Below are 10,996 nucleotides of genomic sequence, written 5' to 3' on the forward strand. Positions count from 1 at the left end.
TCGGGTTATGAGCCCGACGAGCTACCAGGCTGCTCCATCCCGCGCCTGAAATTGCAGAGTTATTTATAGTTGCTATACATGACAACTTGGCTTCCGACTCTTTAAAGAATTGGTTGCGGGAGCTGTGAAAGGTGAAGAGTGAACCGACGACCTTTATAAACTACCAACAGTAACCTAGATTCTCTTAGAAAATTGGTTGCGGGAGCCGGATTTGAACCGACGACCTTCGGGTTATGAGCCCGACGAGCTACCAGGCTGCTCCATCCCGCGCCTGTATATTTTAAGTCTATCGACTACTTAATTTAATCTCTTAAGTTAGAGTTTTACAGCACCAAATCTTAAGTAAAAGAATTGGTTGCGGGAGCCGGATTTGAACCGACGACCTTCGGGTTATGAGCCCGACGAGCTACCAGGCTGCTCCATCCCGCGCCTGTAATTTCCTCTTAACAGTTTCGTGTTATTTGCGAGCCTGTTTCGAAGAGAGCGCTATAATATAGGAATAAAATTAGAATGCAAGGCCTAAACTACTTAAAGCTGTTCAACCGAACAAAAAGCAGGCAAAGCGCTGGTTAAAGCGCTCTTTGGTGCGGACTTATCATTTTCTGGAACTCCCAATCTGGGTGCCCCATTACGATGAAGTCTGGGTTTTCTGTACTCTCTCGTTGATTATACGTAAGCGGATTAAATTCAGCATCTGTTATACATCCTCCCGCTTCTTCAACAATAATTTGTGAAGCACCGGTATCCCACTCACCCGTTGGGCCAATACGTAAAAAGCAATCGGCTTTACCTTCAGCAACAATACATGCTTTTAAAGAACAAGAACCCACAGCAACCGTAGTAAACTGCGTATTTAAATATTGGCTCACCGCCTCTATCTTCTGGCGACGACTAACGGCTAACGTAAGGTTGTCTGGGGTAGCAACATTAATCTGTTCATCAATGCCATTGCTACGCTTAAATGCGCCGTTCTGATAACTAGCAAAGTAAGTAACCCCTTTGGCAGGCCAATAAATAACACCCAATACTGGGCGGTTATTTTCTACTAGGGCAATATTCACGGCGAAGTCCCCACTTTCAAGAATAAACTCGCCAGTACCGTCCATTGGATCAAGTAGCCAGTAACGCTGCCAATCTTGTCTATCTGCAAGCGCTGGTATCGGTGTTTCTTCAGACATAATAGGTATATCAGGAGCAAGTGCTTTTAACCCAGCCACCAATACATCATTTGCGGCTAAATCTGCCTTTGTCACTGGTGTATGGTCGGACTTTTGTTGCTGGCCAATATCATCTTTTTTATAAATTGCCATAATCGCTGCACCTGCACTTTGTGCAAGTTCAATACATGGCTCAAGTAAATTATTCATTCGCAGCTCCCCGATTCAATGCGCTTCATTAATAATAGCAAAGCTGCAACGCTTCGTGCTTCAGTAAAGTCATCTTGTTGTAATAATGACTGCCATTGTGTTAATGGCCACTTAACCACCACTAAGGGCTCAGGTTCATCACCTTCAAGTGTTTGTGGGTAAAGCTGCTGGGCAAATAAAATATGCATCGTGGCGTTGAAATAACTGGGCGCCATAGAGACCTTTTTAAGTGGCTCTAATTGCTCAGCACCAAAGCCAACCTCTTCTTTAAGCTCACGGTTTGCCGCTTGCTCTGGTGTTTCACCGGGATCTATTAGGCCTTTGGGGAAGCCAAGTTGATAATCGTTTGTGCCAGCACAGTACTCACGTACAAGCAGTAATTCATTATCAGCCGTTAATGGTACTATCATCACAGCACCTCGACCGCCGCCGCGGATCCGTTCGTACTGGCGTTGTTCATTATTTGAGAACTTTAAATCTAAAGACTCAACCGTAAATAAACGACTTTTAGCAACAACATTATTACTAAGTATCTGCGGTGGTGTTGGGTGCTTTTTCTGTGTCATTGGCATAAATTTGCTATCATGGCTTCTTACTACAATCATAAATCTTTTATAGAGAAATGCCTATGCTAAATTGGTCTAAAATCGATACTGTACTATTAGATATGGATGGTACTTTACTCGATCTGCATTTTGATAATCACTTTTGGCTCAACGTGATCCCTGAGCAACTTTCGATTGCGCAAAATATTAGTTTAGCCGATGCCAAAGAAGATATACATAACCGATACCAAGCTGTGCATGGGCAAATTCAGTGGTACTGCTTAGACTATTGGCAACAACAGCTTAATTTACCTATTATGGAACTTAAGCGACAAACTCAGCATTTAATTAAAGTACGCGACGACGTGCCTGCTTTTTTAACTGCCATGCGCCTAGCTGGTAAAGAACTAATATTACTAACCAATGCACACCCAGAAAGTGTAATGCTTAAATTTGAACAAACAGATATAGATAACTACTTGGATGGTGTGATCTCTACCCATCAATACGGTGTGAGTAAAGAAAGCCAAAGTTTATGGCAACAAGTGCAAGCTGATTTAGGATTTGATAAACAGCGCACATTATTTATTGATGACAGTTTGAGCGTATTAAACGTTGCAAAAGAGTTTGGAATAGGTCACTTATTGGCGGTTGCTAACCCTGATAGTAAGCAACCACACAATGAAATCGATGACTATTTAAGTATCACCGATTTTAGCAACGTACACCCTTAACTTTTAGGGTAACGGGCCTCAAGGCCTTGATATACTAGCTTAGCAAAGTCAGCTTGCTCAGTATCAAGGCTTTTTACTACTTCAACTAAGTGCTCGTTGTCTTCTTGACCATGCCATACTTTGATATAACTACCATCTTTATAGCCGTGATCTTGGCGAAAGAAGTTAAGCGTATTTTTACCGACATAACCACGATATAAATCGTCTATATTCATGCCAATTTGCGCCATACAACCGGCGAATGCTTCAGCATTAAACACTTTATCTGCAACAGCTGACGCAGCTAAAACTTCAAGGGTTTGTTTAAAGTCATCTGCTGTTTTAGGCGAACTTAGCTGCTCTTCTAGTTGTTTAGCCAACTCTAGATAACTCGTCTCTCCGTCAATGCGCAACGATAAACCGAAATGAAAAATATCCACGAGTTCAAGGATTACTTGTTCTGTATCTGGAGTCTGTTTTTTCCACCACTTCCAACCATAATGATCAAGCATCTCTGCACATTCAACCCAAATTGCGCGATTCCATTCAAAACCCTGGCTAAACCATTGCTCATGAACTTTGGTATTCATAGCGTTTTGCATTTCTAGCATCACCACTAGTTTATTTAAATTGGCAGACATGTCTCTTCCAGTTGCTATTTTTAATTGCCGTTAATAATACAGATAAATTAAGTTTGATGAAATTGTTTATCTTGCTAGTCTGTCTTGTAACTGAACGTTTAAACAATCAATAAGGGAATGAAATGCTAAAACCTATCTTACTCGCTTGCTCAATGCTCATTAGCACTGTTGTATCTGCAGCAACGGCAACCAACATCGCCAATGAAGCGGAAAAGTCAGCCCACTGATGCCAGGATTAATGGTTCCTGCTACAACATTAAAAGATAAAGATGGGAATAATGTTGATTTAAGCAAACGCTTCGCTGAGAAAACTACGGTGCTAATCGTATACCGTGGTGGCTGGTGCCCGTACTGCTCAAAGCAGTTAGCCAGCATTCAAAACATAGAACAACAAATCGCTGATTTAGGTGCGCAAATTATCGCTGTATCACCTGACAGCCCAGAAAAATTAGCTGAGAGTAAAATAGACTCACCCAATTATCAGCTACTTTCTGATGATAGCCTTACACTAAGCCAAGCGCTTGGCCTTGCATTTTATTTAGACGATAAAACAGCTACGATCTATCGTAATAAACTAGGTGTGAACTTTGTGTCGTTAGATGGCAAAGCAAAGGTGGCCCTGCCTGTACCGGCAGTATTTGTGGTTGATAAGAAGGGGCTAGTGAACTTTCAATACGCTAACCCAAACTATAAGGTGCGCTTAACTGAAAACTTACTATTAGCAGCGGTAAAGTCAGTCGCTGAACAATAAACCCCTTATGATTAATTAGCAGGGAGCCTATGCCCTGCTTATCTTCCTGAGGTAAATTCTTGCCAAGAGTTAATTAAATCAACAAAGTCTTCAAAGCCACAGCCACTGCTAAGCCCGTTTTCTTCAAGCATGAGTTCATCATCTTGATAAGCGATTAAATCTTCTGAATCTTGGTGCAATGCATGGGCTTCAAAAATAGCTTCGTCTTTATTTAAAATCAAGTCTATTTCTTGGCCTTGTAAAGTCAGCGGCTCAAAGCTGCTGGCAACTGACGCAATTAAAGCTTGCACCATGGCTATTTTATCTTTGCCGATCTCTTCATTTAACCAGCGGCCAATCACTGCGTGTTCACTGCTAATTTTAATACGCAACCCGCTGATAGGGTCACGTATAAATTGATATTCCATAATTATAGTCCAGTACTACTTATGCGAAGAATTATAACAAAAGCCAGATACAAAAATAGCGCTATAAAGCGCTATTTTTATCTTTCGGTAAACCTACTACCGGTAGGTTCTAAAACGTGCGGCATCAATGATCGCCCACAAATGAAATATTGCACCTATGATAGGAGGGATAACTAAAAACCATAGCGCATAACCGCCAAAAACAATTATTGCGAAAACAAGAGCTGCCAAAATTCGCCCTTGTACTAGCTGCCCTAGACCTGGAAAAAATATATTACAAATTGCTGCGATTACATTACCGCCTGAACCTTGCTCTGCCATGTTAACCTCAATTATTAATTTGATTTTCTTATTAGATACCTACACACTTCATGCCAACTATTTAATTCATTAATAATCAACGATTTAAAAAGATACTGACAAATAGAGACTACTCTCAAATCGTGGTTTTTACTAAATATCAGTCAAATTGGCTACAGCAAATATTGTTTACAACAATAGCTTAGCTAAAAAGCCTTGAGAATAAAATAAAGAACATTTTAAAATTAACTGTTTATAAAAACAGTATTTTATTTAGCCTAACAAAAACACCTGTTATACTGCCTGCAATATTGATTGAAAAGGCGTGATGATGGACGTTTCAGAATTACTCGATGGCTTAAATGACAAACAACGGGATGCCGTAGCTGCTCCACTGCAAAATATGCTGGTGCTCGCAGGCGCAGGCTCTGGTAAAACTCGAGTATTAGTTCATCGTATTGCGTGGTTAATGCAAGTAGAGCAAGCATCGCCTTACAGCATTTTCGCGGTAACGTTTACCAATAAAGCAGCAAAAGAAATGCGCTCTCGAGTTGAAGAAACACTCGGCGCACCAGTCGGCGGCATGTGGATTGGTACATTCCATGGTTTATCGCACCGCATTTTACGCGCACATCACCGTGAAGCCAATTTACCTGAAGCATTTCAAATTTTAGATTCCGACGACCAACTAAGAATGATCAAACGCTTATTAAAAGCGATGAACATTGATGATAAAAAATGGCCTGCTAAACAGTTTGGTTGGTACATCAGCGCGAAAAAGGATGAAGGCCTACGTCCAAAAGACATTCAGGCTTATGATATCAATGAGCAAATGATGCTTAAGGTTTATACCGCTTATCAGGAGGCCTGCGATCGTGCCGGTTTGGTTGATTTTGCCGAAATTCTACTGCGTAGTTTTGAAGTCTTAAAAAATAACCCAACCTTACTGCGCCATTATCAACAGCGCTTTGCCCACATGTTAGTGGATGAGTTCCAAGATACCAACACCATTCAATATGCATGGCTTAAGCTACTTGCTGGCGATACCAATAGCATTATGATTGTTGGTGATGATGATCAAAGTATTTATGGTTGGCGTGGTGCAAAAATTGAAAACATCAAACGTTTCTTAACTGATTTTGAAGCCGAAACAATCCGCCTTGAACAAAACTACCGATCAACAGCCACTATTCTTAAAGCATCCAATGCGTTGATTCAAAACAACTCAGACCGTATGGGTAAAAGCTTGTGGACTGATGGCAACGAAGGTGAGCCAATCTCTATCTATGCCGCGTTTAACGAATTAGATGAAGCACGTTTTGTTAGCAGTAAACTACGTAGTTGGCTTAATGCGGGTAATGCATTACAAGATGCGGCTATTTTATATCGTAGTAATGCGCAATCGCGGGTACTTGAAGAAGCCATGTTACAAGAAGGCTTAAAATACCGTATTTATGGCGGTATGCGATTCTTCGAACGTCAAGAGATCAAAGACGCACTGGCTTATTTACGCCTTGTAGGTAACCGTCAAGATGATGCTGCATTTGAACGTGTCATCAACACGCCTGCCCGCGGTATTGGTGATAAAACCCTAAGTCACATACGTGATTGTGCTCGTGCTGAGTCGTTACCTCTTTGGTATGCAGCTAAAGCAGTTGTTGAACAACAGCATTTATCTGGCCGTGCAGCCAGCGTTGTTAGTAAGTTTGTTGAATTGGTTGAACATATAGAAGAAAAAATTGGCGACCTTACACTTGAAGAGCAAGCCAAGTACGCAATTCAAACATCGGGCTTAATGGCCATGTACCAAGCCGAAAAGGGCGAGAAAGGCCGTGCCCGAGTAGAAAACTTAGAAGAGCTTATTAGCGCGTGTGGTCAGTACGAATTACCCGAAGACGAAGAGTTTAGTTCACCACTGCAAGGCTTTTTAGCCTACACCTCGCTTGAATCAGGTGATGGCCAAGCAGAAGAACATGAAGACGCTGTGCAAATGATGACACTTCACTCAGCAAAAGGTTTAGAGTTCCCGTTGGTATTTATGGTGGGTGTTGAAGAAGGCATGTTCCCTTCTCAACAGAGTAATGAAGAATCTGGCCGTTTAGAAGAAGAGCGCCGCCTGTGTTATGTAGGCATGACACGTGCAATGGAAAAGCTTTATATTAGCCATGCCGAAAGCCGCCGTTTATACGGCCAAGAAAAATACCACAGCCCGTCACGCTTTTTACGTGAAATGCCTGAAGATTGTGTTGAAGAAATCCGCATTAAAACTCAGGTCTCTCGTCCACCTGCAGCAGGGCGCTTTAGCTCATCAGTTAGCCATGCAGCATTTGAAGATAGCGGCTTTAATTTAGGCCAACGTGTTGTACATGCAAAGTTTGGTATTGGTACTGTGTTAAATTACGAAGGTGCTGGTGCTCAATCACGAGTGCAAGTGAACTTTGACGATGTAGGCAGTAAATGGCTAGTAACCCAATATGCACGACTTCAAGCAATTTAACACTGAGCTAAACAAAGTATTATCACAACTTGCCTATGCTAAGCATAGGCAACTATTACTGATCACCGGTGAACAAAACTGGTGTTATTTAGCTGCTCAGCACCTGCTCCACGAACTAAGTGGCTCCAAGGTCAATGTATTATCCAAAAGCACTGAGCTAACTCCTAGCTTTTGGCCAGAGCACACTCATCAAATTTTAGGTCAAGAGTTTGAGCATGCTATTTATGATGGCTTTAGTGGTATTTTACCCGACAAACTGGCAGCACTAAGCGGCACTGTTAAAGCAGGTGGTTTATTAGTACTGCTTTTGCCTGAATTGAGTAACTTAAAAAGCTGGTGTGATCCTGCTTTAACTTATTTCCAATCCTATGCGCAAAATCAACCTACAAGCTTTTTTAACCAACGCTTAGCAAGATTACTAATACAGAGTAAGGCCCTGCACTTTAGCCAATTAAATGGCTATACAGGTACTCAAAATAACACTATCGAAGCGGGAGTTATTAATTTAACTGAGCAACAAGCGTGTATTGAGCAAATTATAAAAACAGCTAATGGCCGAGCAAACCGCCCATTATTAATAAGTGCTGATAGAGGTCGAGGAAAGTCATCAGCGCTGGGCTTCGCTGCTGCACAACTGCCAGATAAAGAAATAGTGATCTGTGCTCAACAATTTACTGCTTTACACAGTTGTTTTAAACACCTCGCACAAGCACGTAATTTAAGTTACAAAAACTCAGATAAACAACTCGCAAATTTACACTTTAGTCCACCCGATCAATTACTAAATGAACTACCAGAATGTGACGTGTTATTTGTTGATGAAGCTGCCTCTATACCCGTACCAATGCTTATGAAAATGCTCACCCATTACCCTCGGGTGATCTTTGCAAGCACCATGATGGGCTATGAAGGAAATGGCCGGGGCTACACATTAAAGTTTAAGCGCTATTTACAAACCCATTATAAAAATATGCGCAGCATTGAATTAACGCAACCGATTCGGTTTGCCCCTAATGATCCGCTTGAAAATCAACTGTCTACCTTACTTGCTCTAGGTGCTGACCATCAACAGGCCAATATAAGCAGCGACAAAGTTGAGTTTGCGCAATTGAGCCGCGAGCAGCTGGCACACGATGAAGAGTTACTAAACCAAATTGTCAGCTTACTTTCGCTAGCGCATTACCAAAATAGTGTTAATGATTTACGTCATCTGTTAGACGCCCCTTCACAGAGAGTATTTGTTGCATTATTACAAAACGAAGTGGTCGCAGTTTGCTTAGTGGCCATTGAAGGTGGTTTAGAAAAAGATATTAGCGAGCAAATAGTAACAGGTAAAAGAAGACCACAAGGGCACTTGATGGCGCAAACACTCGCGCAACTTAGTTTTGACTCAACGATTCTTCATCAATATTGTGCACGTGTAGTACGTATTGCCGTCTCCCCCTCGTTACATCAAAAAAGCATTGGGTCACAACTACTCAAATACTGTGAAAATAAGTTAACACCTGAATGTAATCTCTTTGGTGCAAGCTTTGGTGCAAACGCCACACTGTTAAGGTTTTGGCAAAGTAACGGTTTTGAATTAGTAAAACTAGGTTATCAACAAGATAAAGCCACGGCTGAACACGCCGCTTTAGTCGTAAAAAGCTTAGCTAATAGTGATTTGGTAAACCAGCTTAAACAGCATTTCCAATCGGATTTTCCACTTCAACTACTCGATCAATTCAAATTGTTAGATCATCAATTAGTCGAAGTTATAACTGGGCAATGTAGCAATCTTGAAATAGATGAAACACTGTCTAAGCGACTAAGCAGCTCATTAATCGGTGACTTTCAATTACACACAATCAAACCTATATTATGGCGAACATTCTGGCAATCACCTCACAGCTTAAAAAAATGTGATACACATACAAAATGTCTTTTCATTAGACTGATATTACAAAATTGGTCAATGGAAAAGGCACAGGCCACATTACAGATCAAAGGTAAAAAAATACTCAATAAGCAGTTTAAACAGGCTGTAATAAATTGGCATGAACAACTCACATGCGAGAACAGACCTTAATATTCTTGCCTTACCTCTCTCATTTTACCTAACATAAATTGTGCTAAAGCTATTGGTGGCTCGAACTTTTTAAAAGATATGCAAAATACAAATGTGACAACACCCAATAGACTACATTGTGAAAGCTACCTCACAATGTCATATTTTTTAGTTTAGCGGCTGAGCGCTGCTCACAGCCCTCATAAAATCAATGTTTAAGGGTTCAGTTAAATAAAAGATTGAGAGAAAAACAACCATTAAACGCACTATTGATAGATAAGAAGAGCATGAATAAGCACGTTGTTTATCACTCATTCTTTTCACTAAGATAGCTGCTATTTTTCAATTATGTTCTATCCTTAAGTTATCATTTTAGTTAGCGAGGACGCTATGGAGTTAATAAACTTTAGAGTTGGTCAGAAAACGATTTCATTAAAAATACTAGATATACTTTTGACTGAACGTTTCGAAGATAATTTAACTTCCCTCCCAAACGATAATAAAAGCTTTATCGGTGTTAAAGATTACATGGAAATACCAACCCCCATTTTTGACTTAGGTATTATTCTTAATAAAAGATCCACTCAAGAAGCTAACCTGTCGTTACTTGAGGTATTTAATCAGTGGCAAATCAAACAGCAAGACTGGTTTGTATCATTAGAAAATAATATAACCCAGCAAGCAGCATTGAATCATAATAGTGATATTCAACAATCTAGCTTTGCTAAATGGTACCAAAGCTTTAAAACAGAAAATGAAGATCTACAGGCAATAGTTGAACGATTCAAAACGCCACACGAACATTTAAATCAGTGTGCTAGTGAACTTATTAAATCGACAAGGTCTGGGCAAAATGAAAATACTCAAAAGAAGTTAAACACATTACGTAATGGCAGCTTCACCCAGCTGTTAAGACTTTTTGAATCTGCAAAGGAACAGTTAAGCCTAGATTATAAGCCAATTATTATTTTCACGACAAAAGACGGTATTAATCCACATATTGGTTTACTCGTCGATAAAGTTGAAGACAGCGTTAATTATAGAAAAGAAGATGTAAAGCCACTGGATAAACTAACTGATGTTGGCTTCGAGATTGACTCTCAAACTAAAAGTATGATGAGAGGCCTCATTAAGCTTGACCAAAAGCACAGCGTATTAATCGACCCCAGCGCTATCTTCAGACCTGCACACCTTAAGAATCAAGAGTCAGAAGAAACCGAAGCGTACGGGTTGTTTTAATATTTACGGAAGTTTCGAGTTTCGAGTTTCGAGTTTCGAGTTTCGAGTTTCGAGTTTCGAGTTTCGAGTTTCGAGTTTCGAGTTTCGAGTTTCGAGTTTTCCAGAGTCAAATAAAGGCCGTTAAAAGAGGCTAGCGGTTTTAAAAATATATGTTGTGCTTCACTCAACCCACGCTACGGTGTTTAGGTTGACGCTGTGCAACTCGCTAGCTTTACTCTCGCTAACTCGCTTGCTATTTCACTTTCCCACAGACGTAAAAAAGCCCAACTCAATGAGTCGGGCTTTCTTGTATTTGGAGCCATGGTGCGCTACGCAGTAGGATGACCTCGTGCCTACAGCAGTAAAAAGCCACATAACAAATGCTACACTATCATCGGCCGGGGCGTTCTTTTATCTGTGGGTATCAAATACTCAACCCACGCTACGGCGGTCAGGTTGACGCTGTGCAACTCGCTAGCTTTACTCTCGCTAACTCGCTTGCTATTTCAC

General features: G+C 40.8%; 10 protein-coding genes and 3 tRNA genes (1 of these 13 running past the window's edge). 5 read left to right on the top strand and 8 right to left on the bottom strand.

Annotated elements, in window-relative coordinates:
* From AAEU30_RS20810 to nudE, 5 genes are all read right to left on the bottom strand, one after another.
* A tRNA-Met gene (locus AAEU30_RS20810) sits at window positions 1-44 on the bottom strand; it reaches 133 nt to the left of the window's first position.
* A gap of 149 nt (window positions 45-193) precedes the next feature.
* Window positions 194-270: transfer RNA gene (locus AAEU30_RS20815), tRNA-Met, on the bottom strand.
* Between the two features lie 82 nt (window positions 271-352).
* Window positions 353-429, bottom strand: a tRNA-Met gene (locus AAEU30_RS20820).
* 140 nt (window positions 430-569) lie between these two features.
* Window positions 570-1,367 (bottom strand): 3'(2'),5'-bisphosphate nucleotidase CysQ, encoded by a 798-nt coding sequence (gene cysQ, locus AAEU30_RS20825; protein ID WP_421962198.1) that lies wholly within the window; start codon window positions 1,365-1,367, stop codon window positions 570-572.
* Window positions 1,364-1,933, bottom strand: a complete 570-nt coding sequence (gene nudE, locus AAEU30_RS20830; protein WP_290211038.1) for an ADP compounds hydrolase NudE — start codon at window positions 1,931-1,933, stop codon at window positions 1,364-1,366. Before nudE ends, cysQ begins: the two co-directional genes overlap by 4 nt.
* Before the next feature lie 62 nt (window positions 1,934-1,995).
* Here nudE and yrfG point away from each other — a divergent pair, with 62 nt between their 5' ends.
* Window positions 1,996-2,646, top strand: coding sequence for a GMP/IMP nucleotidase (gene yrfG / locus AAEU30_RS20835; RefSeq protein ID WP_421962199.1), 651 nt, complete (start codon window positions 1,996-1,998; stop codon window positions 2,644-2,646).
* Here yrfG and AAEU30_RS20840 read toward each other — a convergent pair.
* Window positions 2,643-3,266, bottom strand: coding sequence for a dUTP diphosphatase (locus AAEU30_RS20840; protein ID WP_421962200.1), 624 nt, complete (start codon window positions 3,264-3,266; stop codon window positions 2,643-2,645). The genes yrfG and AAEU30_RS20840 overlap by 4 nt on opposite strands.
* Window positions 3,267-3,492: 226 nt before the next feature.
* Between AAEU30_RS20840 and AAEU30_RS20845 the strand changes: the two genes are divergently transcribed.
* Window positions 3,493-4,017, top strand: a complete 525-nt coding sequence (locus AAEU30_RS20845) for a peroxiredoxin-like family protein (RefSeq protein ID WP_421962201.1) — start codon at window positions 3,493-3,495, stop codon at window positions 4,015-4,017.
* A 38-nt stretch (window positions 4,018-4,055) separates the two neighbouring features.
* Here the strand turns inward: AAEU30_RS20845 and AAEU30_RS20850 are convergent, their stop codons facing one another.
* The gene (locus AAEU30_RS20850) at window positions 4,056-4,424 is read right to left on the bottom strand and encodes a YacL family protein (RefSeq protein WP_421962202.1); all 369 of its coding nucleotides are present in this window, start codon (window positions 4,422-4,424) and stop codon (window positions 4,056-4,058) included.
* A gap of 96 nt (window positions 4,425-4,520) precedes the next feature.
* Window positions 4,521-4,745 (bottom strand): hypothetical protein, encoded by a 225-nt coding sequence (locus tag AAEU30_RS20855; RefSeq protein WP_087532785.1) that lies wholly within the window; start codon window positions 4,743-4,745, stop codon window positions 4,521-4,523.
* 310 nt (window positions 4,746-5,055) lie between these two features.
* Between AAEU30_RS20855 and uvrD the strand changes: the two genes are divergently transcribed.
* The 3 genes from uvrD (at window position 5,056) to AAEU30_RS20870 (ending at window position 10,507) form a co-directional block, all read left to right on the top strand.
* Window positions 5,056-7,221, top strand: coding sequence for a DNA helicase II (uvrD, locus tag AAEU30_RS20860; RefSeq protein WP_421962205.1), 2,166 nt, complete (start codon window positions 5,056-5,058; stop codon window positions 7,219-7,221).
* Complete coding sequence (locus AAEU30_RS20865; protein ID WP_421962203.1) at window positions 7,199-9,289, top strand: GNAT family N-acetyltransferase; 2,091 nt, start codon at window positions 7,199-7,201, stop codon at window positions 9,287-9,289. The genes uvrD and AAEU30_RS20865 overlap by 23 nt, the downstream gene beginning before the upstream one ends.
* Window positions 9,290-9,658: 369 nt before the next feature.
* Entirely contained in the window at window positions 9,659-10,507 is an 849-nt protein-coding gene (locus AAEU30_RS20870) for a chemotaxis protein (RefSeq protein ID WP_421962204.1), read from the top strand.
* Window positions 10,508-10,996 lie beyond the last annotated feature (489 nt).

It is taken from the genome of Pseudoalteromonas mucoides (assembly GCF_049257175.1).
Taxonomy (GTDB): Bacteria; Pseudomonadota; Gammaproteobacteria; order Enterobacterales; family Alteromonadaceae; genus Pseudoalteromonas.

What these genes read in the sequence shown, in the direction of transcription:
- AAEU30_RS20845 (WP_421962201.1), top strand. Translation starts at nt 3,493, where the DNA reads ATGCCAGGATTAATGGTTCCTGCTACAACATTAAAAGATAAAGATGGG.
- AAEU30_RS20870 (WP_421962204.1), top strand. Translation starts at nt 9,659, where the DNA reads ATGGAGTTAATAAACTTTAGAGTTGGTCAGAAAACGATTTCATTAAAA.
- AAEU30_RS20865 (WP_421962203.1), top strand. Translation starts at nt 7,199, where the DNA reads ATGCACGACTTCAAGCAATTTAACACTGAGCTAAACAAAGTATTATCA.
- uvrD (WP_421962205.1), top strand. Translation starts at nt 5,056, where the DNA reads ATGGACGTTTCAGAATTACTCGATGGCTTAAATGACAAACAACGGGAT.
- nudE (WP_290211038.1), bottom strand. Translation starts at nt 1,933, where the DNA reads ATGACACAGAAAAAGCACCCAACACCACCGCAGATACTTAGTAATAAT.
- cysQ (WP_421962198.1), bottom strand. Translation starts at nt 1,367, where the DNA reads ATGAATAATTTACTTGAGCCATGTATTGAACTTGCACAAAGTGCAGGT.
- AAEU30_RS20855 (WP_087532785.1), bottom strand. Translation starts at nt 4,745, where the DNA reads ATGGCAGAGCAAGGTTCAGGCGGTAATGTAATCGCAGCAATTTGTAAT.
- AAEU30_RS20840 (WP_421962200.1), bottom strand. Translation starts at nt 3,266, where the DNA reads ATGTCTGCCAATTTAAATAAACTAGTGGTGATGCTAGAAATGCAAAAC.
- AAEU30_RS20850 (WP_421962202.1), bottom strand. Translation starts at nt 4,424, where the DNA reads ATGGAATATCAATTTATACGTGACCCTATCAGCGGGTTGCGTATTAAA.
- yrfG (WP_421962199.1), top strand. Translation starts at nt 1,996, where the DNA reads ATGCTAAATTGGTCTAAAATCGATACTGTACTATTAGATATGGATGGT.